This window comes from Nonomuraea indica, assembly GCF_002850745.1.
GTDB classification, from domain to species: Bacteria; Actinomycetota; Actinomycetes; order Streptosporangiales; family Streptosporangiaceae; genus Nonomuraea; species Nonomuraea indica.
In genome coordinates, this window is the sequence record NZ_KZ559470.1 from 360,708 (window position 1) to 385,535 (window position 24,828).

General features: G+C 72.6%; 23 protein-coding genes. 6 read left to right on the forward strand and 17 right to left on the reverse strand.

The window, feature by feature from the left end:
- Window positions 1–58: 58 nt before the first annotated feature.
- Window positions 59–1,378: an aminotransferase class V-fold PLP-dependent enzyme gene (locus tag CXR44_RS16370; protein ID WP_219601829.1), complete on the forward strand. Its 1,320-nt coding sequence runs from the start codon at window positions 59–61 to the stop codon at window positions 1,376–1,378.
- A gap of 168 nt (window positions 1,379–1,546) precedes the next feature.
- Here CXR44_RS16370 and hisG read toward each other — a convergent pair whose 3' ends face one another.
- Window positions 1,547–2,392, reverse strand: coding sequence for an ATP phosphoribosyltransferase (gene hisG, locus CXR44_RS16375; RefSeq protein ID WP_101786884.1), 846 nt, complete (start codon window positions 2,390–2,392; stop codon window positions 1,547–1,549).
- A gap of 63 nt (window positions 2,393–2,455) precedes the next feature.
- Window positions 2,456–2,719 carry a phosphoribosyl-ATP diphosphatase gene (locus CXR44_RS16380; RefSeq protein WP_101786885.1) on the reverse strand — a complete coding sequence of 88 codons (264 nt, stop codon included), beginning with the start codon at window positions 2,717–2,719 and terminating at the stop codon, window positions 2,456–2,458.
- 237 nt (window positions 2,720–2,956) lie between these two features.
- On the opposite strand from CXR44_RS16380, the gene CXR44_RS16385 reads away from it, so the two are divergent.
- Entirely contained in the window at window positions 2,957–4,060 is a 1,104-nt protein-coding gene (locus CXR44_RS16385; RefSeq protein ID WP_144069981.1) for a cytochrome P450, read from the forward strand.
- Window positions 4,061–4,150: 90 nt separating this feature from the next.
- Window positions 4,151–5,377, forward strand: coding sequence for an MFS transporter (locus CXR44_RS16390; RefSeq protein WP_101786887.1), 1,227 nt, complete (start codon window positions 4,151–4,153; stop codon window positions 5,375–5,377).
- 26 nt (window positions 5,378–5,403) lie between these two features.
- Here CXR44_RS16390 and CXR44_RS16395 read toward each other — a convergent pair whose 3' ends face one another.
- The 12 genes from CXR44_RS16395 to CXR44_RS16450 form a co-directional block, all read right to left on the reverse strand.
- Complete coding sequence (locus tag CXR44_RS16395) at window positions 5,404–7,851, reverse strand: glycoside hydrolase family 2 protein (protein WP_101786888.1); 2,448 nt, start codon at window positions 7,849–7,851, stop codon at window positions 5,404–5,406.
- A 187-nt stretch (window positions 7,852–8,038) separates the two neighbouring features.
- Window positions 8,039–10,045, reverse strand: a complete 2,007-nt coding sequence (locus tag CXR44_RS16400) for a DEAD/DEAH box helicase (RefSeq protein ID WP_101787000.1) — start codon at window positions 10,043–10,045, stop codon at window positions 8,039–8,041.
- A gap of 332 nt (window positions 10,046–10,377) precedes the next feature.
- Window positions 10,378–10,737 (reverse strand): metal-sulfur cluster assembly factor, encoded by a 360-nt coding sequence (locus CXR44_RS16405; protein ID WP_101786889.1) that lies wholly within the window; start codon window positions 10,735–10,737, stop codon window positions 10,378–10,380.
- Entirely contained in the window at window positions 10,734–11,174 is a 441-nt protein-coding gene (gene sufU, locus CXR44_RS16410; protein ID WP_101786890.1) for a Fe-S cluster assembly sulfur transfer protein SufU, read from the reverse strand. Before sufU ends, CXR44_RS16405 begins: the two co-directional genes overlap by 4 nt.
- Window positions 11,175–11,176: 2 nt before the next feature.
- Window positions 11,177–12,454, reverse strand: a complete 1,278-nt coding sequence (locus tag CXR44_RS16415; RefSeq protein ID WP_101786891.1) for a cysteine desulfurase — start codon at window positions 12,452–12,454, stop codon at window positions 11,177–11,179.
- Window positions 12,451–13,197 (reverse strand): Fe-S cluster assembly ATPase SufC, encoded by a 747-nt coding sequence (gene sufC, locus CXR44_RS16420; RefSeq protein ID WP_101786892.1) that lies wholly within the window; start codon window positions 13,195–13,197, stop codon window positions 12,451–12,453. Before sufC ends, CXR44_RS16415 begins: the two co-directional genes overlap by 4 nt.
- A 4-nt stretch (window positions 13,198–13,201) precedes the next feature.
- The gene (locus CXR44_RS16425) at window positions 13,202–13,525 is read right to left on the reverse strand and encodes a non-heme iron oxygenase ferredoxin subunit (RefSeq protein WP_101786893.1); all 324 of its coding nucleotides are present in this window, start codon (window positions 13,523–13,525) and stop codon (window positions 13,202–13,204) included.
- Window positions 13,522–14,646 (reverse strand): Fe-S cluster assembly protein SufD, encoded by a 1,125-nt coding sequence (sufD, locus tag CXR44_RS16430; protein ID WP_101786894.1) that lies wholly within the window; start codon window positions 14,644–14,646, stop codon window positions 13,522–13,524. The genes CXR44_RS16425 and sufD overlap by 4 nt, the downstream gene beginning before the upstream one ends.
- Window positions 14,646–16,058, reverse strand: a complete 1,413-nt coding sequence (gene sufB / locus CXR44_RS16435) for a Fe-S cluster assembly protein SufB (protein ID WP_101786895.1) — start codon at window positions 16,056–16,058, stop codon at window positions 14,646–14,648. Before sufB ends, sufD begins: the two co-directional genes overlap by 1 nt.
- Entirely contained in the window at window positions 16,055–16,762 is a 708-nt protein-coding gene (locus CXR44_RS16440; RefSeq protein ID WP_245899203.1) for a helix-turn-helix transcriptional regulator, read from the reverse strand. The genes sufB and CXR44_RS16440 overlap by 4 nt, the downstream gene beginning before the upstream one ends.
- A 177-nt stretch (window positions 16,763–16,939) precedes the next feature.
- The gene (locus CXR44_RS16445; RefSeq protein WP_101786896.1) at window positions 16,940–18,178 is read right to left on the reverse strand and encodes a multidrug effflux MFS transporter; all 1,239 of its coding nucleotides are present in this window, start codon (window positions 18,176–18,178) and stop codon (window positions 16,940–16,942) included.
- Between the two features lie 93 nt (window positions 18,179–18,271).
- On the reverse strand, window positions 18,272–19,048 hold the full coding sequence (locus tag CXR44_RS16450) for a VOC family protein (RefSeq protein ID WP_101786897.1): 777 nt from the start codon (window positions 19,046–19,048) through the stop codon (window positions 18,272–18,274).
- A gap of 145 nt (window positions 19,049–19,193) precedes the next feature.
- Here CXR44_RS16450 and CXR44_RS16455 point away from each other — a divergent pair, with 145 nt between their 5' ends.
- Complete coding sequence (locus CXR44_RS16455) at window positions 19,194–20,102, forward strand: ABC transporter ATP-binding protein (RefSeq protein WP_101786898.1); 909 nt, start codon at window positions 19,194–19,196, stop codon at window positions 20,100–20,102.
- Entirely contained in the window at window positions 20,099–20,902 is an 804-nt protein-coding gene (locus tag CXR44_RS16460) for an ABC transporter permease (protein WP_101786899.1), read from the forward strand. The genes CXR44_RS16455 and CXR44_RS16460 overlap by 4 nt, the downstream gene beginning before the upstream one ends.
- Here CXR44_RS16460 and CXR44_RS16465 read toward each other — a convergent pair.
- Window positions 20,864–22,093 carry an MFS transporter gene (locus tag CXR44_RS16465; protein WP_245899204.1) on the reverse strand — a complete coding sequence of 410 codons (1,230 nt, stop codon included), beginning with the start codon at window positions 22,091–22,093 and terminating at the stop codon, window positions 20,864–20,866. The genes CXR44_RS16460 and CXR44_RS16465 overlap by 39 nt on opposite strands.
- A gap of 135 nt (window positions 22,094–22,228) precedes the next feature.
- Between CXR44_RS16465 and CXR44_RS16470 the strand changes: the two genes are divergently transcribed.
- Window positions 22,229–23,146: an EamA family transporter gene (locus tag CXR44_RS16470; protein WP_101786900.1), complete on the forward strand. Its 918-nt coding sequence runs from the start codon at window positions 22,229–22,231 to the stop codon at window positions 23,144–23,146.
- 40 nt (window positions 23,147–23,186) lie between these two features.
- On the opposite strand, the gene CXR44_RS16475 is transcribed toward CXR44_RS16470, so the two are convergent.
- Window positions 23,187–23,861 (reverse strand): GntR family transcriptional regulator, encoded by a 675-nt coding sequence (locus tag CXR44_RS16475; RefSeq protein ID WP_101786901.1) that lies wholly within the window; start codon window positions 23,859–23,861, stop codon window positions 23,187–23,189.
- Window positions 23,862–23,865: 4 nt separating this feature from the next.
- Complete coding sequence (locus CXR44_RS16480; protein WP_101786902.1) at window positions 23,866–24,822, reverse strand: ornithine cyclodeaminase family protein; 957 nt, start codon at window positions 24,820–24,822, stop codon at window positions 23,866–23,868.
- Window positions 24,823–24,828: the final 6 nt, after the last annotated feature.

Below are 24,828 nucleotides of genomic sequence, written 5' to 3' on the forward strand. Positions count from 1 at the left end.
GTAACGACTCGGGTGGCGCACTGGGCAGCACGCCCCGGGCCGGGATAGGAAGGGAGGTGTGACGCGGCAGCTGAACAGACGGGCCCTGCTCGGCGCGGGCATGCTGGCGGGGGTGTCCGCCTGCACGGCGACGCCCACGCCCGCCGCCCCTCCCACGACCTCCGGCACGAGCCGGAAGGCGCCGCCGTTCGACCCGAAGGACTGGGCGAACGTGCGGGCGCAGTTCGCGCTCGACCCGGCACTCGCCCACTTCGCGGCATTCGTCCTGGCGCCGGCGCCCGCGCTGGTGCGCGAGGCGATCGAGAGGCATCGCGCGGGCCTGGACGCCGACCCGCACTACCTGCCGCCCGGCGACTCCACACCGGACCTGACCATCCGCAGGACGGCGGCACGCTACCTGGGCGCCCAGCCCGGCGAGATCGCACTCACCGACAGCACCACGATGGGCCTCGGCCTGCTCTACTCGGGGTTGCGGCTGCTGCCGGGCCAGGACGTGCTCACCACCGAGCACGACTTCCTGGCCACTCACGAGGGGGTCCGGCTGCTGGCCGAGCGCACCGGGGCGCGGGTGCGCCGGGTGAAGCTGTACGACGACCCGGCGGCGGCCTCGGCCGACCGGATCGTCGGCGCGATCAAGGAGGGGCTGGGGCCGCGCACCCGGGTGGTGGCCGTGACGTGGGTGCACTCCAGCACCGGCGTGCGGCTGCCGGTGCGGGCCATCGCCGACATGCTCGCCGAGGTCAACAAGGGCCGTGACGAGCGGGACCGGGCGTTGCTGTGCGTGGACGGGGTGCACGGGTTCGGCGCGATGGCCGACGGCGTGGCCGACCTCGGCTGCGACTTCCTGTCCAGCGGCACCCACAAGTGGCTGTTCGGCCCGCGCGGCACCGGCATCCTGTGGGGTCGCGCCTGGGACGCGCTGTCACCGGTCATCCCGGGCTTCGACCAGCCGTCGTTCGTGGCCTGGCAGACCGGCCGGGCGCCGGAGGCGACGACGGCCGAGCTGGTCACGCCGGGCGGCTACAAGGCGTTCGAGCACCGGTGGGCGATGACGCAGGCGTTCGGGTTCCAGGAGGCGATCGGCAAGGACCGCGTCCAGCGGCGCACCCAGGAGCTGGCCACCCGGCTCAAGGAAGGGCTGCGAACGATCCCGCACGTGACGCTGGTGACTCCGGTCTCGGCCGAGCTCTCGGCGGGGCTGGTGTGCTGCGCCATCGCGGGCATGCACCCGCAGACCGCGGTGTCGAGGCTGCGGGAGCGCAAGGTGGTCACGAGCACCACGCCGTACGTGCCGCCGCTGCTGCGCTTCGGCACCAGCATCGTCACGACGCCCGAGGAGGTGGACCGGGCGGTCAAGGCGGTGGCCGAGCTGCGCTGACCGGCTCGGGGCGGCCTCGGTGGCCGCGGCCGCCCGCGCCGGCGGTCAGCGCGCGGTCGCTGTCGAGACGTCCGTGATCGCCCCGCCGGTGACGGCGGTCAGAGCCGGCAGGCGTCGATGCCGGTGACAGCGGTCAGAGCCGGCAGACGTCGATGCCGGTGACAGCGGTCAGAGTCGGCAGGCGTAGATGTCGGTGACGAGGATGGCGCGGGCGCCGATGTCCCACAGCTGGTCCATCACCTGCTGGTGGCCCTTGCGGCGGACCATGGCGCGCACCGCCACCCAGCCCTCGCGGTGCAGCGGTGAGACCGTCGGCCCCTCCATGCCGGGGGTGAGCGCGATGGCCTCCTCGATGCGCTCGGCGCGGATGTCGTAGTCCATCATCACGAAGTCGCGGGCGTGCACGACTCCCTGCAGGCGCCGCACGAGCTGCCCCACGCCGGGGGTCTCAGGGGCGCTCTGCCGCTTGATCAGCACACCCTCGGAGCGCATGATCGGGTCGCCGAACACCTCGAGGCCGACGTTGCGCAGCGTGGTGCCGGTCTCGACGACGTCGGCGATGGCGTCGGCCACGCCGAGCCGGATCGCGGTCTCCACCGCGCCGTCGAGCTTGATCACCCGGGCGTCGACGCCCGCGTCGGACAGGTACTTGCCGAGCAGGCCGGCGTAGGAGGTGGCGATGCGCATGCCGTCGAGGTCCTTGACCGACGTCATCGCGCCGGCCCTGGCGGCCAGCCGGAACGTGGAGCCGCCGAACCCCAGCGACATGATCTCCTCGACGGGCGCGCCGGAGTCGACCAGCATGTCGCGCCCGGTGATGCCGGCGTCGAGCGTGCCCTCGCCGACGTAGACGGCGATGTCGCGGGGGCGCAGGAAGAACAGCTCGCAGCCGTTGTCCTCGTCGAGGACGACGAGCTCCTTGCTGTCACGGCGCGGCCGGTAGCCGGCCTCCTTGAGCATGGCCTGGGCGGCCTCGCTCAGTGCGCCCTTGTTGGGTACGGCCAGTCGGATCATGTCGTCGTCATCCTTGGATCTCGCGAAGGTCGTGCGGACGGGCCAGGTCGGGGCGCGGACGCCCTAGAGATGCTTGTAGACCTGGTCCAGCCCGATGCCCTTGGCGATCATGAGCACCTGCACGTGGTAGAGGAGCTGCGAGATCTCCTCCGCCGCCCGGTCGGTGGACTCGTGCTCGGCGGCCATCCAGCTCTCGGCGGCCTCCTCGACGACCTTCTTGCCGATGGCATGGACCCCGGCGTCGAGCGCGGCCACGGTGCCCGAGCCCGCGGGCCGGGTGCGCGCCTTCTCGGACAGCTCGGCGAACAGCTCTTCGAAGGTCTTCATGGTCTCTCTCGTGGTCGGCAGACGTGCATGACAAGCCTAGTCTGCGCGCGGGAGTCGTACGCCCGGGAGTCCGCCACGCGAGACGGGCCGCATTGAACGATCTTGACCGCCGTTCCTTACTCCTCTATGGTCCATTAAATACTTAATATGTCCGCATTTAGAGCCGCATAAGGGGGCTTTGTGGCAACGGACGGCGTCTTTCCGCTTTCGCTGCGCACGCTGTTACGGCCGGCGATATTGCGAAATCCTGCGCCGGTCTATCACGCGTGGCGGGAGAGTGACCCGTTCTTCTGGTACGAGGAACTGGACACCTGGGTGCTGACCCGCCACCAGGACTGCGCCGCCGTCCTGAAGGGACTCGACCGCTTCACCTCCGACTGGCGGCGGCTGGGCGAGCGGACGCCCGACGAGCTGATCATGCTGCAGACCGTCGACCCGCCCGACCACCCGCCCGTGCGGCGGCTGCTCGCCGCGGCCTACCGGTCCCGGGACCACGCGGCACTGGCCACCCGTACGGCCGGGCGGGTCCGCCGGCTGCTGGCGGACCTGCCCGCGGAAGTGGACTTCGTCCGGGAGGTGGCCGTCCCGCTGACCGTGGAGACGATCTGCGACGTGCTCGGCGTGGACCCGCCGGACCTCGACTGGCTCGCCGGGGTCTCCCCGCCGGTCATCGACACCATGGACGCCGGGCTGCGGCCCGAGGTGATCCCGGCCGGACTGGCGGCGCGGGCCGAACTCGACGCGCTGATGGAACGCTGGATGAGCGACCACCGGCCGGGCGGAATGTTCGCCGTCGTCAGCGAGAAACTCCGCGGAATGAACCTCGACCGGCGTTTGGTGATGAATTCGCTCCGGTCCACTTTCCACGCGGGATTCGAGTCCTCGGCCCGCCTGCTCGCGCTTTCCCTGCTCGCCATAATCGACAATCCAGGAGTTCTCCGGTTTTTCGCGAAAACGCCGGACACTGCGGTTGACGAGGTGATCCGGTACACCAGTCAGGTCCAGGTCCTGGCCCGCGGCTGCCTGGTCGACACCGAGCTCGCAGGCAGGACGGTCCGCGCCGGCCAGGGCGTCACCCTGATCATCGGCGCGGCCAACCGCGATCCGGCCGTCTTCCCCGATCCCGATGCCCTGCTGCCCGACCGCTCCCCCAACCCGCACCTCGGCTTCGGCCGCGGCCTGCACGCGTGCCTGGGCGCGAGCCTGGCCACGATGCAGACCAGGGCGCTGTTCGCCGAGCTGGCCGTCCACCATCCGGAGGTCCGGCCGTGCGGGGAGCCGGTGATGTGGGAGAGCGGGACGCTGCGCGGGGTGCGCAGCCTGCCCGTCACCCTGTCGTGAGGAGGTGACCGTCCATGCGTTACGCCTACTGACCGTCAGCCGCCGTGGCCGCACCCGGCCACGGCGGGCGGCGTCGTCCCGAGGAGCCCGATGAGCAGCCCTTCCACCGGCCGCACCCAGGCGGCGCGCGGCCGCTACCGTGACGCGCTCGCGGTGCCCGAGTTCCGGGCCCTCTTCCTGTCGCACGTCATGTGCATGCTCGGCACGATCGTGACCCAGTTCGCGCTGACCGTGCTGGTCTACCGGCAGACCGGGTCGCCGCTGCTGGCCGCCATGGTGTTCACGGTGGCGTTCGTGCCCTACCTGTTCGGCGGGGTGCTGCTGTCGGCGCTGGTGGACCGGGTGCCGATCCGGCGGCTGCTGGTCGGCTGCAACCTGCTGACGGCCGGGCTGGCCGCCGTCATGGCGCTGCCCGGCCTGCCGGTCGGCGCCGTCCTCGTCCCGGCGTTCGGGATGGGGCTGGTGGCTCCGGTGTTCGCCGGCGCGCGGGCGGCGGTGCTGCCGCGCGTCCTCGACGGCGACGTCTACATCGCCGGCCGGAGCCTGTTCCGGCTGGTGGCCCAGGGCGCGCAGGTGAGCGGTTTCGCCCTCGGCGGCCTGCTGCTCGTGGTGATGTCGCCGCGCGCCGCCGTCCTGCTCAACACGGCCGCCTTCCTGGTGTCGGCGGCGCTGCTGGCGGCGGGCGTGCGGGCCCGTCCCGCGACGGCCCGTGGCGCGGCGGTCTCCCTCGTGCGCGACTCGCTGACCGGGCTCGGGCAGGTCTTCCGGATCGGCCCACTGCGCCGGGTCCTGGTGTTCGGCTGGGCGGTGCCGGCCGTCGGGATCGCGCCGGAGGCGCTGGCCGCGCCGTACGCGGAGGCGGCGGGCTTCGGCACGCTGGGGCTCGGCCTGCTCATGTCGGCGCTGCCGGTGGGCACGGTGCTGGGCGAGGTGCTGTGCATGTGGCTGCCCTCACCGCGGCAGCGGCTCCGCCTGGTCGTGCCGCTGGCGGCGCTGATGTTCGTCCCGCAACTCGGCTTCGGGCTGCGGCCGGGGCTGCCGCTCGCGATCGGCCTGCTCGTGCTGTCCGGCGCGGGGCTGGCCCACCACCTCGGGCTGGACCGGCTGCTCGTGGACACCGCGCCGGAGGCGTTGCTCGGCCGGGCGTTGAGCATCCAGACGTCGGGGCTGATGTTCTGGCAGGGGGTCGGGTTCGCCGTGGCGGGCGCGGCCGCCCAGTTCGCCGCGCCGTGGGCCGTGGTGACGGTGACCGCCGCCGCGGGCCTCGCCCTGATCCCCGTGCTGCGGCCGCGCGGCCCGTACGGGAGCCCCGCCTAGCTCGGCGCCAGGCGCGGGGCCTCGGTTCAGCGTGCGGCCACGTCGTTGACGCAGCGCAGCACGGGCGCGCGGACGAGGGCCCGCTCGTCCACCTGCGGCCCGGCGGCGCTGACGTGGAAGCGGGCCCGCTCCCCCGGCAGCAGCGTGACCAGCTGGTCGTCCACCTCGGCGGCGGGGTCGAGGCGGTCGGGGAAGACGGTCAGGTCACGCAGCAGCGTGTGCGCGGTGACGGTCAGCAGCAGCCCGCCTGGGGTGCGTTCGGTGACGGCGTCGTAGCGGGGTTCGGGCAGGCGCAGGTCGCGGTCGGGCGCGAAGAACCACAGGGCCCGCTCCTCCCCCGCGCCGACGGCGATCAGCTCGCCCGCCGGGTCCCCCGGCTCCGCCACCGGCGCGTCGAGCGCCAGCGTCACGACGGCGCGTGGCGGCACGTCGAGGTGGAGGGTCTGCGTGGCCAGCGCGGACCCGTCGAAGGCGTGCCGTACGGCCAGCGCGCGGGCCCGCCACGGCCGGCCGGTGTCGTTGACGGCCGCCAGCGCCAGGCCGCCGTCACGCGGCTGCACGGTCAGCAGCCGGTCGGCGTAGGCCCTGCGCAGCGCGTGGAAGAGCGGCTTCCTGCGGCCGTCGCCGTCCACGGCCGACCAGGACGTGACCGGCCAGCAGTCGTTGAGCTGCCACACCACGCTGCCTGCGCAGTACGGCCACAGCGATCGGAAGTGCTCCACCCCCAGCCGGATGGCCCGCGCCTGGTTGACCTGCGTCAGGTAGTGCCAGTCGTCGAACGTCTCCGGCGGCGGGAAGTGCGGTTTGAGCCCGGCGGCCAGCTTGAGGCCGCCGTCCGCGGCCTTCTGGTGGTGCAGCATGCCGGGCGAGTCCGGCCGCAGCGGGTCGTCGCCGACCGCCCGGCGGACGGTGGCGTAGGCCGCCGGCGCCTGGAAGCCGAACTCGGCGGCCAGCCGGGGCCGGTAGTCGCGGTAGGCGGTGTAGTCGCGCTGGTTCCACACGTCCCAGATGTGCGTGGTGCCGTGGGCCGGGTCGTTGGGAGGCAGGTCCATCGAGCCGGAGTACGGGCTTCCGGGCCAGTACGGGCGGGTGGGGTCGAGCTCGGCGACGATGCGCGGCAGCGTCTCCAGGTAGAAGCTGGCGCCCCAGCTGCGGCCCTCCAGCCGCTCGGGCCAGCCCCACTCGGCGTGGCCCTGGAGGTTCTCGTTGTTGCCGCACCACAGGACCAGGCTCGGGTGCGGGGTGAGCCGGGCCACCTGCTCGCGCGCCTCCGCCTCCACCTCGGTCCTGATCGGCTCCTCCTCGGGGTAGGCGGCGCAGGCGAACGCGAAGTCCTGCCAGACCATCAGCCCGAGGCGGTCGCACAGGTCGTAGAAGTCCTCGCTCTCGTACAGGCCGCCGCCCCACACCCGCACCAGGTTGACGCCCGCCTCGCACGCCTGGGCGAGCCTGGCCGCGTACCGGTCGCGGCCGACCCGGGTCGGGAAGCAGTCGTCGGGGATCCAGTTGACGCCGCGCAGGAAGACGTCGACGCCGTTGACGGCCAGGGTGAACGCGCCGTCCTCGGTGCCGAGGCGCACCTCGCGCAGCCCGACGTCCCTGCGCCACGTGTCGTCGCCGGCCGTGACGACCAGCTCGTGCAGCGGCTGCTCGCCGTACCCGCGGGGCCACCACAGGGCGGGATCGGGCACCTGGAGGGTGATCACCCCGTCCGGGCGTCCCGCGGGGATCACGGTCCGGCCGGTCACGCCGGCCAGCGACGCGGTGACCTCGGTGGGAGCGGCGGCATCGGTGCTCTCCACGCGCACGTGGACGTCCACCCGGGCCGCCCCGTCGCGCAGGGACACCAGGGGGCGCACCTCGTCGATCCTGGTTCCGCTCCAGGCGTGCAGCCCGATGGGCCGCCAGATCCCGGACGTGACCAGCGTCGGTCCCCAGTCCCAGCCGAAGTTGCAGGCCATCTTCCTGATGAACGGGTAGGGCTCGGTGTACGCGCCCGGCCGGTCGCCCAGTTCGGCGCGCAGCCGCTCGGCGTAGGCGTAGGGCGAGGCGAAGGTCACGCTTAACCGGTTCTCGCCCGCGTGGAGCGCGTCGGCGACGTCGAAACGGTACGACCGGTGCATGTTGGCGGTCTCGCCGATCCGGTGCCCGTTCAGCTCGATCACGGCGACCGTGTCGAGCCCCTCGCACACCAGATCGGTGCGCTCGTGGCCGGTCGGAGCCCAGTCGAACACGGTCTCGTAGCGCCAGGCCGTGCGGCCGATCCAGGTCAGCCGGGTCTCGTTGTCGTCCAGGTAGGGGTCCGCGATCAGGCCGGCGGCCAGCAGGTCGGTGTGCACGCAGCCCGGCACGGTGGCGGGCACGGTGGCGGGCACTCCGGTGGGCGCGGTGCTCGGGGACCTGGCGGGCGGGTGGGGGTCGCCGTCCACCGCGCGGACGGTCCAGGACTCGTGCAAGGCACGCCGAAGGCCCATGCGGCAACGCTCCGGTAATCGATCGGGACGATACGGATATACCAGCATCTATTCGGCGCAGTGGCAATGACTTTACTGAACCGGTTCGCATGATTTCCGGCATGGGCGCGGCGCGAAAAAGGCACCGCCCGCCGCGCCCTCCTCACGGGGAGGGGCACGACGGGCGGTGCCGGAGATCGGTCGGACGTCAGCGACCGTAGCGGCGCTCGCCACCCGAGCGGAAGCCGTTGCCGCGGCCCTCGGAGCGGAAGCCGCCCCGCCCGCCGCGGTCGTCGCCCCGGGCGCCGCCGGAGCGGTAGCCGTCACGCGGCCGGTCCTCGGACCGGAAGCCGCCGCGCTCGCGGTCGGCAGAGAAGGGACGGCCGCGGTCGCCGGCGGCGCGGGGGCCGCGCTCGTCCGAGCGGAACCCGCCCCGGCTCTCGCCGCGGAACCCGCCGCCGCGCTGGCCGCGCTCACCGGACCGGAAGCCGCCCCGGTCGTCGGACCGGAAGCCGCCGCGGTCATCCGAGCGGTAGCCGCCCCGGTCGCCGGACCCGAACCCGCCACGGTCACCACCGCGGTCCGCGCCGCCGTCGCCGCCCCGATAGCCGGAGCGGAACCCGCCACGGTCACCGGCGCGGTCGGCGCCACCGTCGGCGCCGCGGTAGCCGCCCCGGTCACCGGACCGGAAGCCGCCGCGGGCGCCGGCGTCGTCGCGCCGGAACCCACCGCGCTCGCCGTTCGGACGGCGCTCCTCGCCCGCGAAGCCGGAGCCCGAGCCGGAGCCTGCCCCGAACGGCCGGTCAGCGTCGTCGTGCCTGCGGGCCGGACGCTCGGCGTCGTCGTGGCGCCGCGGCCGGCGGTCGCCGTCGAAGTCGCGGCGCGGCCGGCGGCCACGACGCTCGCCGTGCCCGCCACCGTGCCCGCCGCCGTGGCCGTCGCGGCGGGGCCGCAGCGGCTTGCGCACGTCGGGCTCCCACACCGGGATGGACTCGCCGCTCGGCGTGCGGGCGCCGGTCACCTCGGCGACCCTGGGGTGACCCGGGGTGGCCTTGAGCCGGAACGGGTGGATGCCGGCACGCCGGGTGAGCTGCTCGGTCGAGCGGCGCTCGTTCGGCAGCACCAGCGTGACCACGGTGCCCTTCTCGCCCGCGCGGGCCGTGCGGCCGCCGCGGTGCAGGTAGCTCTTGTGGTCCTGCGGCGGGTCGACGTGGAGCACGAGGCTGATGTTGTCGACGTGGATGCCGCGGGCGGCCACGTCGGTGCAGACGAGCACGTTGACGACGCCCTCGCGGAACTCGGCGAGGATGCGGGTGCGCTGGTTCTGGCGCTTGCCGCCGTGCAGGCCGCCGGCGCGGACGCCGACCCGGGCGAGCTGCTTGCACAGCCGGTCGACGCCGTGCTGGGTGCGGACGAAGATGATCGTGCGGCCGTCGCGGTTGGCGATCTCGGCGGTCACGTCGAACTTGTCGTCGCGCGTCACCTGCATGACGTGGTGCTCCATGGTGTCGACCGGGGAGGTCGCGGGCGCCACGGAGTGGGTGATCGGGTCCTTGAGGAAGCGCTGCACCAGCTTGTCGACGTCGCCGTCGAGCGTGGCCGAGAACAGCAGCCGCTGCCCGTCGGCCGGGGTCTGCGCGAGCAGCTCGGTGACGACGGGGAAGAAGCCGAGGTCGCACATGTGGTCGGCCTCGTCGAGGACGCTGACCTCGACCTCCGCCAGCGAGCACTCACCCTGGCGGATGAGGTCGCCCAGCCGGCCGGGGGTGGCGATGACGATGTCGACGCCGCGGCGCAGCGCCTCGATCTGCTTGCCCATGGACATGCCGCCGACGACGACCTTCATGCGCAGGCCGAGGCCCCGGCCGAGCGGCTCCAGCGCGTCGTGCACCTGGAGGGCCAGCTCGCGGGTGGGGACGAGGATCATCGCGCGGGGGCGGCCCGGGGCGGGCCGGACGCCGGCGATGCGCGCCATGGTGGGCAGGCCGAAGGCGAGCGTCTTGCCGGAGCCGGTCTGGCCGCGGCCGAGCACGTCGGCGCCCGTCAGCACGTCGGGGATGGTGGCGCTCTGGATGGGGAAGGGGCTGTCGATGCCCTGCTTGGCCAGGCCGGTGACGAGCGGCCTGGGGAGACCCAGCAGCTCGAATCCGGACGGGCCCTGCTCGGGGGTGAGCTCCTGCTCGGAGGTGAGCTCGGGCAGGACAGCATCAAGCATGGTCACGAACGTCGTGCCTTTCAGTCGAAGTGGCGCGTCACTTCTGCGAAAGGACGAGCCAGGACGTACGGCTGTCTCGCCGTACTTCGTCGGAATGCGCGGGTGATCGGCACCCGCTGGGGTGGGGACAGGCCCGGTCGGTGCTCACCGACTCGTGTGGGCCGTCTACGCGCACCCGCTTGCCGGCCGCAGGCGGCGAAACGCACATGGGTGCGTCAGGTGCACGTCATGCCAACGCGGGGAAGACACCGTGTATTCCCCGGCTGGCCCGGTCTCCCGGGCCTTGGCACGCTGAGGCGGCCGGCACCGGAGTGCCGACCGTTCCGCAAAGATCAGACGTTGAAGCCTAGCATACGAAGCTGCTCACGACCCTCATCAGTGATCTTGTCGGGGCCCCACGGCGGGAGCCAGACCCAGTTGATCTTCACATCGGAGACCATACCATCGAGCGCCGAGTGCGCCTGGTCCTCGATGACGTCGGTCAGCGGGCAGGCGGCGCTCGTCAGGGTCATGTCGATGGTCGCCACCGGCTTGCCGCCGTCGGCGGGGTCGAGGTTGAGCCCGTAGACCAGGCCCAGGTCGACGACGTTGATGCCGAGCTCGGGGTCGACGACGTCCTTGAGCGCCTCCATGACCTCCTCGACGGTGGCGTCACCGTCGAATCCGGTCGGCGTCTCCACCGGCTTGCTCATCGGCTGGCACTCCTCACTACAGCGTCCTTGTAGGCCATCCAGGACAGCAGCGCGCACTTGACCCGGGCGGGGAACTTGGCGACCCCGGCGAACGCCACCGCGTCGCCGAGCACCTCCTCGTCGGCCTCCACCTGACCCCTGCCCTGCATGAGCCGGGTGAACTCGTCCACCACCGACAGCGTCTCCTCGACCGTCGAGCCGGTGGCCAGCTCGTGCAGCACCGAGGCCGCGGCCTGGCTGATGGAGCAGCCCTGGCCGTCGTAGGAGACGTCCTCGATCTTGCCCGCGTCGCCGACCCTGACCCGGAGCGTGATCTCGTCGCCGCACGTGGGGTTCACGTGGTGAACCTCGGCGTCGTACGGCTCACGCAGCCCCCGCCCCTGCGGGTGCTTGTAGTGCTCCAGGATCAGCTCCTGGTACATCGACTCGCCGATCATGGCTATGCGAACACCTTCTGTACGTGATGGAGACCGCGCACCAGGGCGTCGACCTCGCCCGTGGTGTTGTACAGGTAGAACGACGCCCGGGTGGTGGCGGGTATTCCGAACCGCAGGTGCAGCGGGCGCGCGCAGTGGTGCCCGACGCGCACGGCGATGCCGAACTCGTCGTCGAGGATCTGCCCCACGTCGTGCGGGTGAATCCCCTCGAGGGTGAACGACAGCGTGCCGCCGCGCTGTTCGAGCGAGGCGGGGCCGATCAGCCGCAGGCCGGGCACCTCACGCAGGGCGTCCAGCGCGTACGCCGTCAGCTCGCGCTCGTGGGCCTCGACGGCGTCCATGCCGACGCCCTGGAGGTAGTCGACGGCCGCGCCGAGGCCGACCGCCTCGACGATCGGCGGGGTGCCGGCCTCGAACTTGTGCGGGATCGGCGCGTAGGTCGAGTGGTCCATCCAGACCGCCTCGATCATCTCGCCGCCGCCCAGGAACGGGGGCATGGCCTCCAGCAGCTCGCCGCGTCCCCACAGCACGCCGATGCCCGAGGGGCCGAGCATCTTGTGGCCGGTGAAGGCGACGAAGTCGACGCCCAGCTCGGCCACGTTCACCGGGTGGTGCGGAACCGACTGGGAGGCGTCGAGCATGACCAGGGCGCCGACCTCGCGGGCGCGCCGGAGCACGGCGGCGACCGGGTTGACGGTGCCGAGCACGTTGGACTGGTGGGCGATCGAGACGATCTTCGTCCGGTCGGTGACGATCCGGTCCAGCTCCGACAGGTCGAGCCTGCCGTCGTCGGTGACGCCGAACCACTTCAGCGTGGCGCCGGTGCGCTGCACGAGCAGCTGCCAGGGCACGATGTTGGAGTGGTGCTCCATCTCGGAGATGACGATCTCGTCGCCCGGCCCGAGCGCGAAGCGCGGGTCGGCCGCCTCGGTGGCGCCCCACAGGTGGGGCCCGAAGGCGTGGGCGACGAGGTTGAGCGCCTCGGACGCGTTCTTGGTGAAGATCACCTCGTCGCGGGAGGGCGCCCCGACGAACGCGGCCAGCTTGTCGCGCGCGCTCTCGTACGCCTCGGTCGACTCCGCGCCGAGCACGTGCATCGCGCGCCCGACGTTGCCGTAGTGCATCGCCAGGTGCTCGCGCACGGTCTCGACGACCGGGGCGGGCTTCTGGGAGGAGTTGCCGGAGTCGAGGTAGACGAGCCTGCGCCCGCCGGGCAGCTCGCGGGAGAGAACCGGGAAGTCCTTCCTGATCCTCTCCACGTCCAAGCTGGTGGAAGTCATGCACTCGCCTTCGTGTACTGCTCGTAGCCCTCGGCCTCGAGCTTGTCGGCCAGCTCCGGGCCGCCTTCCTCGACGATCCTGCCGCCGGCGAAGACGTGCACGTGGTCGGGCTTCACGTAGCGCAGGATGCGGGTGTAGTGGGTGATGAGCAGCACGCCCGTCTCACCCGAGGCGCGGAAGCGGTTGATGCCCTCCGACACCACGCGCAGCGCGTCGACGTCGAGGCCGGAGTCGGTCTCGTCGAGCACCGCGATCTTCGGCTTGAGCAGCTCCAGCTGGAGGATCTCGTGGCGCTTCTTCTCGCCGCCGGAGAAGCCCTCGTTGAGGTTGCGCTGGGCGAAGGAGGCGTCGATGGACAGGGCGTCCATGCCGGCCTTGAGGTCCTTGGCGAACTCGCGCAGCTTGGGCGCCTCGCCGCGCACCGAGGTCACGGCCGAGCGCAGGAAGTTGGACACCGAGACGCCGGGCACTTCGACGGGGTACTGCATGGCGAGGAACAGGCCGGCGCGGGCCCGCTCGTCCACCGACAGCTCCAGCAGGTCGACACCGTCGAGCAGCACCTGGCCGCCGGTGATCGTGTACTTGGGGTGACCCGCGACGGCGTAGGCGAGGGTGGACTTGCCGGAGCCGTTGGGGCCCATGATGGCGTGGGTCTCGCCGGACTTCACGGTCAGGTTGACGCCGCGCAGGATTTCCTTGTCCTCGACGGCGACCTGCAGGTCACGGATCTCAAGGGTGGACATGTGCTTATGACTCCTTCGAGAGCGAGACGAGGACGTCATCGCCGTCGATCTTGACTGTGTAGACGTTCACGGGCTTGGTGGCGGGCGGGCCGGTGGGCTTGCCGGTGCGGATGTCGAAGCACGAGCCGTGCAGCCAGCACTCCAGGGTGCCGTCGTAGACCTCCCCCTCGCTGAGCTTGACCTCGGCGTGGGAGCAGACGTCGTGCAGCGCGCGCACCTCCGCGCCGGTGCGCACCAGCGCGACGGGGGTCTCCCCGACCTCGACGCCGATGACGCCGCCGTCGGGGATGTCGTCGAGGCGGCACACCTTCTCGAACTGGTCGCTCATCGGGCGAGCTCCGCCTCCACGGCGCCGAGCACGCGCTCGCGGATCTCCTCGATCTCGATCCGCTCGATGAGCTGGCCGAGGAAGCCGCGGATGACCAGCCTGCGCGCCTCGTCGAAGGGGATGCCGCGGGCCTGGAGGTAGAAGATGTGCTCGTCGTCGAGGCGGCCGGACGCCGAGGCGTGGCCGGCGCCGGCGACCTCTCCGGTGAGGATCTCCAGGTTGGGCACCGAGTCGGCGCGGGCGCCGTCGGTGAGGATGAGGTTGCGGTTGAGCTCGTAGGTGTCGGTGCCCTCGGCCTCGACCCGGATGATCACGTCGCCGATCCACACCGCGTGGGCGTCCTGGCCCTGCAGCGCGCCGCGGTAGTCGACGTTGCTGCGGCAGTGCGGCTGGGAGTGGTCGACCAGCAGGCGGTGCTCCAGGTGCTGGCCCGCGTCGACGAAGTAGACGCCGGCCAGGTCGGCGTCGCCGCCGGGGGCGGTGTAGGAGACGCTGGGCGACAGCCGTACGAGGTCGCCGCCGAGGGTGGCGACGAAGCTGCGGAAGGTGGCGTCCTTGCCGAGCTGGGCGTGGTGGTGGGAGACGTGCACGGCGTCGTCGTCCCACTCCTGCAGGCTGACGACCTTGAGGGTGGCGCCGTCGCCGACGACGAACTCGACGTTGTCGGCGTAGACGGCGCTGCCCTGGTGCTCGATGACGACGACGGCCTCGGCCATCGGCTCCACGTTGATCACGATGTGACCGTAGGTGACGCCGTCGGTGCCGCCGCCGCGCAGCTCGATGCCGATGTGGCCGTCGGGCACGGCCTCCTTGGGCACGGTGACGACCAGGGCCTTCTCGAAGCCGTTGTAGGCCTGGGCGCTGATCCGGTCGGCCGGCACGTAGGCCTTGCCGACGCGCGCGTCGTCGCGGCCCACCCACTCGGCGCTCACGCCGGCCGGCGTGAAGGCCTGGGTGATGACCTGCCCGCTGACCTGGGCCTTGCCGTTGTGCAGGCCCTTGAGGCGCGAGAGGGGCGTGAAGCGCCACGCCTCCTCGCGTCCGGTCGGCACCTCGAAGTCGGCCAGGTCGTAGGACGCCTTCTCGTGCAGGGTCGACAGGGGCTTCTCGTTCAGGCCCATCAGCCGACGGCTCCTTCCATCTGCAGCTCGATCAGCCGGTTGAGCTCGAGCGCGTACTCCATGGGCAGCTCGCGGGCGATCGGCTCGACGAAGCCGCGCACGATCATCGCCATCGCCTCGTCCTCGTCGAGCCCGCGGCTCATGAGGTAGAACAGCTGGTCTTCGCTGACCTTGGAGACCGTGGCCTCGTGCCCCATGGACACGTCGTCCTCGCGGACGTCGACGTAGGGGTAGGTGTCGGAGCGGCTGATCTGGTCGACCAGGAGCGCGTCGCACTTGACGGTGCTGGCGCTGCCGTGGGCGCCCTCCTCGATCTGCACGAGACCGCGGTAGGAGGTGCGGCCGCCGCCGCGCGCCACCGACTTGGAGATCACGCTGGAGCTGGTGTTGGGCGCCAGGTGCACCATCTTGGAGCCGGCGTCCTGGTGCTGGCCCTCGCCGGCGAAGGCGACGCTCAGCGTCTCGCCCTTGGCGTGCTCGCCCATGAGGTAGACGGCCGGGTACTTCATCGTGACCTTGGAGCCGATGTTGCCGTCGATCCACTCCATGGTGGCGCCCTCGTAGGCGACGGCGCGCTTGGTCACCAGGTTGTAGACGTTGTTGGACCAGTTCTGGATGGTCGTGTAGCGGCAGCGGGCGTTCTTCTTCACGATGATCTCGACGACCGCGGAGTGCAGCGAGTCGGAGGAGTAGATCGGCGCGGTGCAGCCCTCGACGTAGTGGACGTAGCTGTTCTCGTCCACGATGATCAGGGTGCGCTCGAACTGGCCCATGTTCTCGGTGTTGATCCGGAAGTAGGCCTGCAGCGGGATCTCGACCTCGACGTTCGGCGGCACGTAGATGAACGAGCCACCGGACCACACGGCGGTGTTGAGCGCGGCGAACTTGTTGTCGCCCACGGGGATGACCGAGCCGAAGTACTCCTTGAAGAGCTCCTCGTGCTCCTTCAGGCCCGTGTCGGTGTCGACGAAGATGACGCCCTTCTCCTCGAGGTCCTCACGGATCTTGTGGTAGACGACCTCGGACTCGTACTGGGCGGCGACACCGGCGATGAGGCGCTGCTTCTCGGCCTCGGGGATGCCGAGCTTGTCGTAGGTGTTCTTGATGTCGGCGGGCAGCTCGTCCCAGGACGTGGCCTGCTTCTCCGTCGAGCGCACGAAGTACTTGATGTTGTCGAAGTCGATGTCCGTGAGGTCGGAGCCCCAGGTGGGCAGCGGCTTCTTGTCGAACAGGCGGAGGCCCTTCAGGCGAAGGTCGAGCATCCACTCCGGCTCGTTCTTGAGCGCGGAGATGTTGCGGACGACCTCCTCGGACAGGCCGCGCTTGGCCGCCGCCCCGGCGGCATCCGGGTCGGCCCAGCCGAACTTGTAATTCCCGAGGCCCTCGAGCTCCGGGCGGTCGGTGACAGTCACCTTCCGGTCTCCTTGCTTGTCTCTCTATGTGCGGGATCACCCAGCGTTTGCGGGCTCACATGCGTGGTGCAGACCCCGTCGCCGTGGGCGATCGTGGCCAGGCGCTGCACCGGCGTGCCGAGCAGCTGCGCGAACGCCTCCGTCTCGGCCTCACACAGCTGCGGGAACTCCGCCGCCGCGTGCGCCACCGGGCAGTGGTGCTGGCAGAGCTGGTCACCGCCGAACTTGGCCTTGCTGGCCGAGGCAGCGTAACCCTCCGCCGACAGCGCCTGCGCCAGCACCTCGACGCGCTGGTCGGCCGGCACCGTCCGCATGACCGGCTCCAGCCGCCGCAGCAGGCTGGACACCTGCGAGCGGGCGAAGTCGGCCACGGCTTGCTCGCCCATCCGCTCGGCCAGGAAACGCAGCGCGCTCCCGGCCAGATCGTCATAGGCGTGCTCGAAAGCACTGCGCCCCGCGTCGGTGATGGCGAACAGCTTGGCCGGTCGCCCTCGCCCGCGCTGGCCGCGCGGCCTGACCGTGCGAGGCTCGATCAACCCGTCGGCCAGCAGCGCGTCCAGATGACGGCGGACGGCGGCGGGCGTGAGCCCGAGCCGTTCGCCGAGCGCGGCCGCCGCTACGGGACCGTGCTCGAGGATGAGCCTGGCCACGCGCGCCCTGGTGCTGCGCTCGCTGCCCGGCTCGATCGTGGGCACGTTCTTCATCGGTCGCTCACCACTCCTCGTGCGCCTGGCCGGGGGCTCGCGTGCGGCGCCCCGCTCGGCTCACTGTCGGGCTGGCTCCCATATTTTTGACAACATCAGTGTGCCGTAATTCCTTCCCGGTGCACAAACGGTTCCGGGGAGGCGATCAATGCAATTTCTCACGCAGGCAAGCCTTACCTAACCTGCGGCGGGACGGGTCCGGCCGAGAAGCAGGAAGGCCGCGGCGGCCGCCACGACGAGGCCCAGGATGACAGCGGCCATGGGTGTGGCGGTGCCCGAGCCGGCCAGCCCGACGAGCGGGGCGCAGCACGCGCCGAGCGCGAACTGCAGCACGCCGAGCAGGGCCGAGGCGCTGCCCGCCACCTGGGGCGGCTGGCCGGCCAGGGCGAGCGCTCCGGTGCCGGGCAGGACGAGCCCCTGGCCGCACATCATGACGAACAGCCCGGCGACGAGGCCCGCCAGACCGAGCCCGGCGAGCACGGCGGCCAGCAGGATCACGCCGCCGGCGAGGGCGAGGGTCAGGCCGGCGCGGATGAGGCGGACGGGCGGCACCCGGCCCGACAGGCGCCCGCCGATCTGCGCCATGGCGGTCAGGCCGAAGGCGTTGAGCCCGAAGACGAGGGAGAACTGCTGCGGCGTGGCGTCGTACACCTCCTGCACGACGAACGGCGAGCCCGACACGTAGGCGAACACCGCGGCGAACGACAGCCCGGCGGTGAGGGCGCATCCCATGAACGGGCGGTCGCGCAGCAGCCGGCCGAACGTGCGGACGGTCTGCCGCAGGCCGCCGCCGTGCCGCTCGGTGGCGGGCAGCGTCTCGCGGACACCGCCGAGCACGGCCAGCATGAGGGCTAGCCCGGCCAGGCTGAGCGCGACGAACACACCCCGCCAGGAGGTGAAGGTGAGCAGCTGCGCGCCGGCTATCGGGGCGAGGATCGGCGCCAGGCCGCTGACCAGCATGAGCGTGGCGAAGATGCGGGCGATGGCGGCGCCGTCGTACAGGTCGCGCACCACGGCCCGGACGATCACCAGCGCCGCGCCGCCGAACAGGCCCTGGGTGAGCCGCAGCGCGATGAGCACCGGCACCGAGGGTGCGAACGCGCACAGCAGCGAGGCCAGGGCGAACCCGGCGACGCCGACGATCAGGGGCACCCGGCGCCCGCGCACGTCGCTGACGGGGCCGGCGATCACCTGGCCGGCGGAGACGCCGATGAGGCAGGCGGTCAGCGTGAGCTGGACCTGGGCCGGAGTGCTGAGCAGCTCGCCGGTGATGGCGGGCAGCGCCGGGAGGTACATGTCGATCGCGAGCGGGCCGATGGCCGACAGCGCCCCCAGGATGAAGAGCAGCAGCCGGCGGTGCCCGGTCCGGCCCTCCTCCCGTTCGACGGCGGACGGTGCGGCCTGGGCCACCGGCATGGCGTGCTTCCTCTCCCTCGCAGGCGTGCGGCCCCACGAGGGCCGAGGAATCAAACCTCGGTAAAGTCGTCCTAATTCCCGGATACCGGATTTTTACTGGTTTTCGGCGAGCTGGATCACGGACAGTGCCGCGCCCTGCGGGTCCACGAACATCCCGAACCTGCCGGGAGGGGACTCCATGGCGTCGATGAGGACGCTCGCGCCGAGGCCGCGGGCCGCCGCCATGGTGTCGTCGAGATCGGCGACCGCGAAGTAGACCATCCAGTGGGACGGCGTCCCGGGCGGGTGGTTCGGGGACATCTCCATCATGCCCGCGACGCTCGCGCCGCCCGACACCCACTCGGTGTAGGTCACGCCGCCCATCTCCTGCGGACGCGCGGTCCAGCCGAAGACGGCCCGGTAGAACGGCTCGGCGGCGGCCACGTCGCGGGTGACCAGCTCGTTCCAGCAGAACGAGACCGGCTCGTTGACCAGTTCGGCGCCCCGGTGCCGGCCGGCCTCCCAGACGGAGACGTGGGCGCCGTCGGGCCCGCGGAAGACGGCCATCGTGCCTTCCTCGAAGATCTGCGTGGGCGGCATGACGACCGTGCCGCCGGCGTCCTGGACCCGGTCGGCGGTCGCGGCGGCGTCCTCCGTCGCGACGTAGGTGTTCCAGACCGAGGGCATGCCCTCGGCGAGGACGGGCCCGACCCCGGCGACGTTGCGCCCCTCGTGGAAGAACTGCCCGTATCCCCCGGCCTCGGGGTCGTCGATCATCTCGGCCGTCCAGCCGAAGACCTCGCCGTAGAAGCGGGCGGACCCGTCGACGTCGGTGCTCGACAGGTCCACCCAGCACGGAACGCCCGGCTCGTACCCGCTCCGCAGTGACATCGCGACCTCCTGGTGCGTGGACCCCCGTCATCAGACTTGTGCCCACACCGGACGGCCCTCGGGAAACACCGGGCAAACAGGTGCCCATATCCTGCCGGGCGGGCTGGGATCGTGGCCGCCCCGGGCAGTCCCTAGACTCGTGGCCATGGACTCCCCAGCCGTCGAGATCATCGACCTGGTCAAACGCTACGGCGGCACGACAGCCGTCGACGGCCTGTCCCTGCGCGCCGAGCGGGGGGCCGTGACCGCGGTGCTCGGCCCCAACGGCGCGGGCAAGACGTCCACGGTCGAGATCTGCGAGGGGTTCCGCAGGGCCGACGGCGGCACGGTCCGCGTGCTGGGCCAGGCGCCCGACGATCCCACGCTGCGGCCACGGGTCGGTGTGATGCTCCAGTCGGGCGGCGTGCCCCCGGCGACGCGGTGCGCCGAGTGGCTGCGCCTGGTCTCCCGCTTCTACGCCCGCCCGCTCGACTCCACGGCGCTGCTCGTCCGGCTGGGCCTGGACGAGCACGGCCGCACGCCCTACCGGCGCCTGTCCGGGGGGCAGCAGCAGCGGCTGTCGCTGGCCGCCGCCGTGATCGGCCGGCCGGAGCTGGTCTTCCTCGACGAGCCGACCGCCGGGCTCGACCCGCAGGCCAGGCATGCCTGCTGGGACCTCGTGGCCGAGTTGCGCGGCGCCGGGGTGTCGGTGGTGCTCACCACGCACCACATGGACGAGGCCGAGCGCCTGGCCGACCAGGTGGTGATCATCGACCGGGGCAAGGTCGTCGCGCAGGGCAGCCCGGCCTCGCTGACCGGGGCAGAGCGGCAGCTGCGCTTCCGCGCCCGGCCCGGCCTGGCGCTGGAGGAGCTGCTCAACGCGCTGCCCGCGGGCAGCGCGGCCAAGGAGTCACCGGCCGGCCACTACATCATCGAGGGACTCGTCGCCCCCGAGCTGCTCGCCACCGTGACGGCGTGGTGCGCCTCCGAGGGCGTCACGGCCGACGACCTGCGCATCGAGCGGCGCACGCTGGAGGACGTCTTCCTGGAGCTGACCGGCAGGGAGCTGCGATGACCACGCCCACCGACCCCGCCGCCCCGGCCGTGCCGCCGGCGCTGGACCTCACGCCCGCGCCGGGAGCGGCGCCGTTCGGCCGCATGGTGCTCGCGCAGGCGGGCGCGGAGGTGCGCGCGACGTTGCGCAACGGCGAGCAGCTCCTGCTCACGCTCGTCATCCCGGTGCTGCTGCTGGTCGGGTTCTCCGTGGCGCCGCTGATCGACGTGGGCGGTGGCAGCCGGGTGGAGTTCCTGACGCCGGGCGTGCTGGCGCTGGCGGTCATGTCCACGGCGTTCACCGGCCAGGCCATCGCGACCGGGTTCGAACGCCGCTACGGCGTGCTGAAACGGCTCGGCGCGACGCCGCTGTCCCGGGCGGGCCTGCTCCTGGGCAAGACGCTCGCGGTGCTGGCGGTCGAGGTGCTCCAGGTCGTGGTCATCGTGGCGGTGGCGCTGTCGCTCGGCTGGCGGCCGCAGGGGTCGTTCGCGGCGGCGGTGCTGCTGGTCCTGCTGGGCACGGCCGCCTTCAGCGGGCTGGGGCTGCTCATGGCGGGCACGCTGCGGGCCGAGGCGACGCTGGCGGCGGCCAACCTCGTCTACCTGGTGCTGCTGGGGGCGGGCGGGGTGATGTTCCCGCTGTCGAAGTTCCCCGACTCGGTGCGTCCGGTGCTGGAGCTGCTGCCCATCTCGGCGCTCACCGGCGGGCTGCGCGCGGTGCTGACCGGCGGCGCCGCGTTGCCGCTGGGCGCGCTGGCCGTGCTGGCCGCGTGGGCGGCCGTGTCACTCGGCCTGGCCTCGCGCACCTTCCGCTGGGAGTGAACCACCCGCCGTCGCCGCCCCCACCGTCGCCGTCATGACCGTGTAGCGGTGCCGCCCGGTGACGGCGACCGCCGTGAGCGGCAGCGCGACAGCCGCCGCCACGCCGAACAGCAGTCCGTACGCGCCGCTCTCGGCGGCCGGACCGGCGGCCCAGGACGACACCGCGCTGCCCACGAACAGGGCCGCGGCGAAGAAGGCCACGGCCGTGCCACGCGCCCGCGGGGCGACGGAGGTGGCCCAGGTCTGCAGCGATGAGTGCATGAACGACCAGCCGCCGCCGAACAGCAGCGCGGCCGTCATGACGGTGGGCAGGCTCACGTGCACGGCGACGACGGCGTACCCCGCGCACATCTGGGCGCCGCCGGCCGCGATGAGGACGGGGGCCGGCCACCGGTGGACCAGCCGCTTGACCAGGCGGGTGAGCAGCCACAGGCCGATCCCGTAGACGGCGGCGGCGAGCCCGGCCACGGCGGCGCTGACGCCGCGGTGCTGCAGGGCGGGCGCCAGGAACGGCATGACGCCGAGCAGGACGGCGCCCTCGACGAAGGCCAGGGCGAACACCAGCAGCGCCCAGCGGTTCGTCAGCACCGCGCCGAGGTGCGTGCCCAGGCCGCCCATGGCGTCGCGGTGCGGCTCGGGGACCGTGCGCAGCCCCGCCGCGCAGGCCAGGGCGCACCCGGCGGAGATCGCGAAGACCGCGCGCCAGTCCACCAGGTCGGCCAGCACCCCGCCGAGCCCGGTGGCGACGGCGGTGCCGAGCGCGGTGGCGCCCATGAGGTCCGACAGGGCACGCTGCCGGATCGACGGGGCAACCGTGTCGCCGACGTAGGTGAGCGAGGTGGGGATCACCGCGCCGAAACAGGCTCCCGCCACGACGCGTGCGGCCACCAGCGTGCCGAGCGCCGGCATGAGCGCCGAGAGCACGCCCGCCGCGGCGGCGCCGAACAGGGCCCCGCGCATCACCGGCAGCCGCCCGAACCTGTCGGACAGCACGCCCCACAGCGGCTGGGTCAGCCCGTAGGCGAGGTAGTAGCCGCTGGCGGCCGCCACCGCCGCGGCGAGCGGCTCCCGCAGGTCCAGGGCGATCAGCACGAGCATGGGGCCGACGGCGAAGCGGTCGAAGCTGGACACGAACGAGGCGACGGACAGCGCGAGCGGGGGCCGGGAGAGGGTGGCGGCGGGGGCGGTCATGCCCTCCATCGTGAGGCGCTCGCCGTTCCGCACGCGCACCACCCCCTCGATGACACCCCATAGGAGGATATGTCGAGGTAGTTGACTATTCTCGGACGGTCGCCTCGACATCGCCGACCCAGCCAGAGGAGTGCCGTGACCGCCTTCGCCCTCGACGACCCGTTCAACCGCGGGTCCGGCCTGCCGAGGCCGGGCGGCCTGTTGCGGACGGCGGCCGACTCGGTGCCCCCGTCCGGGCTGGTGCTCCTTGCGATCTTCTCGGTGCAGCTGGGGGCGGGGTTCGCCAAGGAGCTGTTCGCGGCGTTGCCGCCGAGCGCGGTGGTGTTCCTGCGGATCGCCTCCGGCGCGCTCATCATGGCGGCGGTGGCCTGGCCCCGGCTGAAGGGCATGTCCTGGCGCGACTGGGCGGTGGGGCTCGCCTTCGGCGCCACCCTGGCGCTGATGAACCTGACCTTCTACGAGGCGCTGGCACGGCTGCCCATGGGCATCGCCGTGGCGATCGAGTTCCTCGGGCCGCTGGGCGTGGCGGTGGCCGCCTCCCGGCGCCGGCTCGACCTGCTGTGGGTCTCGCTCGCCGGGCTCGGCATCGCGCTGCTCGCGCCGTGGGGGCAGGCCGAGACGGTCAGCTGGGTGGGCATCGGGTTCGCGCTGGCGGCGGGCGCCTGCTGGGCCGCCTACATCCTGCTGTCGGCCGCCGCCGGTCAGCGGTTCCCCGGCACGTCGGGGCTGGCGTTCGCGATGATCGCGTCGGCGGTGTTCATCGCGCCGGTGGGCGTCACCACGGGCGGCGCGGACCTGCTGCAGCCCGAGCTGCTGCTGATCGGCATCGGGGTGGGGCTGCTGTCGTCGGTGATCCCGTACTCGCTGGAGCTGCAGGCGCTGCGGCGGATGCCCAAGCGGGTCTTCGGCATCCTGATGAGCCTGGAGCCGGCGGCGGCGGCGCTTGTCGGCGTGCTGGTGCTGGGCGAGCTGCTGCACCTGCAGCAGTGGGCGGCGATCCTGTGCATCGTCGCCGCGAGCCTCGGCGCCACCCGTACGGCGCGCTCCGGCTGACCCGCCTCGACGCGGCGGTCCGGGAGAGCCCGGCCGGGCGTCAGGGGGAGGCCGGGTGGGCCCAGATGCCGCGGACGTGCTGGATGTGCTCGCCCATGATGTGGCCCACGGCCTCGGACTCGCCGCGTTCGAGCGCCTCCAGCAGGTCGAGGTGCTCGCGGGCCGAGTCGGTCAGGGCGCGGCCCGGCAGCCGCGCCAGCCCGTACAGGCGGGCCCTGGTGCGCAGGTCCTTGACGACGGAGACCAGGTGGGCGTTGCCGGACAGGGCGAGCAGCTCCAGGTGGAAACGCAGGTCGGCGTCCACGTACGCGAGCAGGTCGGCGCGTTCGGCGGCGGAGACGATCTCCTCGGCGATGGGCCGCAGCCGCTGGAAGTCGGCGGCGCGCCCGGCGTCGGCCAGCCGGCTGACGGTGGGCACCTCGATCAGCCGCCTGATCTCGGTCAGCTCGTCGAGGTCGCGGTCGGACAGCTCGGTGACGCGGAAGCCCTTGTTGCGCACCGCCTCGACCAGGCCCTCCTTGGCCAGGTCGAGCATGGCCTCACGAACGGGCGTGGCCGAGACGCCGAACTGCTGGGCCAGCACGGGCGCCGAGTAGACGACGCCGGGCCGCATCTCGCCCGTGATCAGCGCGGCGCGCAGCGCCTTTGCCACCTGCTCGCGGAGGCTCTGCCGCTCTCCCACGGCCGGCAGGTCGAGCCCGCGCCCGGTCGTCATCCGCTCATCCCTTCGCTGCGTGCCAAGCCTCGTAGGCCGTGGCCGCCACCACCAGGTCCTCCCACGCCATCCCCGTGCTCTTGAAGACGCGTGGGCCGGGGCCCGGCTCCAGGCGGCCGGCGATCAGCTCGGCGAGGTTTCCGGCGAGATGACCAGTGGTGATCGTACCGTGGCGGATCGGGACGATCACATCGCCCGCTTCGGCCAGCGCCGTGGACCGGGCCTCCACGACCACGGTCGCGCGGGCGATCAGGGAGCCGTCGAGCTCGCGGGCGTCCGGTTCGTGGGAGCCGACGGCGACGACGGTGGCGCCGTCGCGCGGCAGGTGGCCGGGGAAGAGCGGGGCCCTGGCGGTGGTGCAGCAGACGACGAGGTCGGCCCGCGACACGGCGGCCATGACGGCGTCGGCCGCGGGCGCGGCGACCGCCTCGGCCTTCAGGCCGCCGTCACGGCAGTGGGCGGCCAGCGCCTCGGCGCGCGCCGGGTCACGGCCGACGACCGTGACCCGGTCGATCGGGCGTACCTCGCGCAGGGCCGCGACGTGCCCCCACGCCTGCGGCCCCGAACCGAACACCACGAGGTCGCGGGCGTCCGGCGCGGCCAGGTGGCGGACGGCGAGCGCCGAGACGGCCGGGGTGCGCACGTCGGTGAGCGCGACGCCGTCGAGGGCGGCCAGCGGGGCGAGCGTGTCGCCGTCGAGCAGCAGGTACGTCCCCTGGATGCGGGGCAGCCCCCGGGCGGGGTTGCCGGGCGCCACGGAGACGGCCTTCAGCCCGGCGTACCGCCCGGCCGCGGCGGGCATGAGCAGGAGCTGACCCGCGGGCAGTTCGACGATCGGGCGCCGCGGCGTGTCCTCGGGGTCGAGCCCGTCCCGCAGGGCGTCCTCGAGGAGGTCCACGGCCCGCGCCACGGGCACCAGCCGCCGCAGGGTGGCGGCGTCGAGGTAGGGCAGATCGGTCATGTCTGG

Bases quoted from the DNA above. Each gene is read 5' to 3' on its own strand.
- CXR44_RS16480 (WP_101786902.1), bottom strand. From the start codon at position 24,822: ATGACCGATCTGCCCTACCTCGACGCCGCCACCCTGCGGCGGCTGGTG.
- CXR44_RS16405 (WP_101786889.1), bottom strand. From the start codon at position 10,737: ATGAGCAAGCCGGTGGAGACGCCGACCGGATTCGACGGTGACGCCACC.
- CXR44_RS16415 (WP_101786891.1), bottom strand. From the start codon at position 12,454: ATGACTTCCACCAGCTTGGACGTGGAGAGGATCAGGAAGGACTTCCCG.
- CXR44_RS16400 (WP_101787000.1), bottom strand. From the start codon at position 10,045: ATGCTTGATGCTGTCCTGCCCGAGCTCACCTCCGAGCAGGAGCTCACC.
- hisG (WP_101786884.1), bottom strand. From the start codon at position 2,392: ATGATCCGACTGGCCGTACCCAACAAGGGCGCACTGAGCGAGGCCGCC.
- CXR44_RS16460 (WP_101786899.1), top strand. From the start codon at position 20,099: ATGACCACGCCCACCGACCCCGCCGCCCCGGCCGTGCCGCCGGCGCTG.
- sufD (WP_101786894.1), bottom strand. From the start codon at position 14,646: ATGGGCCTGAACGAGAAGCCCCTGTCGACCCTGCACGAGAAGGCGTCC.
- CXR44_RS16455 (WP_101786898.1), top strand. From the start codon at position 19,194: ATGGACTCCCCAGCCGTCGAGATCATCGACCTGGTCAAACGCTACGGC.
- CXR44_RS16440 (WP_245899203.1), bottom strand. From the start codon at position 16,762: ATGAAGAACGTGCCCACGATCGAGCCGGGCAGCGAGCGCAGCACCAGG.
- CXR44_RS16465 (WP_245899204.1), bottom strand. From the start codon at position 22,093: ATGACCGCCCCCGCCGCCACCCTCTCCCGGCCCCCGCTCGCGCTGTCC.
- sufU (WP_101786890.1), bottom strand. From the start codon at position 11,174: ATGATCGGCGAGTCGATGTACCAGGAGCTGATCCTGGAGCACTACAAG.
- CXR44_RS16450 (WP_101786897.1), bottom strand. From the start codon at position 19,048: ATGTCACTGCGGAGCGGGTACGAGCCGGGCGTTCCGTGCTGGGTGGAC.
- CXR44_RS16445 (WP_101786896.1), bottom strand. From the start codon at position 18,178: ATGCCGGTGGCCCAGGCCGCACCGTCCGCCGTCGAACGGGAGGAGGGC.
- CXR44_RS16475 (WP_101786901.1), bottom strand. From the start codon at position 23,861: ATGACGACCGGGCGCGGGCTCGACCTGCCGGCCGTGGGAGAGCGGCAG.
- CXR44_RS16425 (WP_101786893.1), bottom strand. From the start codon at position 13,525: ATGAGCGACCAGTTCGAGAAGGTGTGCCGCCTCGACGACATCCCCGAC.
- CXR44_RS16395 (WP_101786888.1), bottom strand. From the start codon at position 7,851: ATGGGCCTTCGGCGTGCCTTGCACGAGTCCTGGACCGTCCGCGCGGTG.
- CXR44_RS16380 (WP_101786885.1), bottom strand. From the start codon at position 2,719: ATGAAGACCTTCGAAGAGCTGTTCGCCGAGCTGTCCGAGAAGGCGCGC.
- sufC (WP_101786892.1), bottom strand. From the start codon at position 13,197: ATGTCCACCCTTGAGATCCGTGACCTGCAGGTCGCCGTCGAGGACAAG.
- CXR44_RS16390 (WP_101786887.1), top strand. From the start codon at position 4,151: ATGAGCAGCCCTTCCACCGGCCGCACCCAGGCGGCGCGCGGCCGCTAC.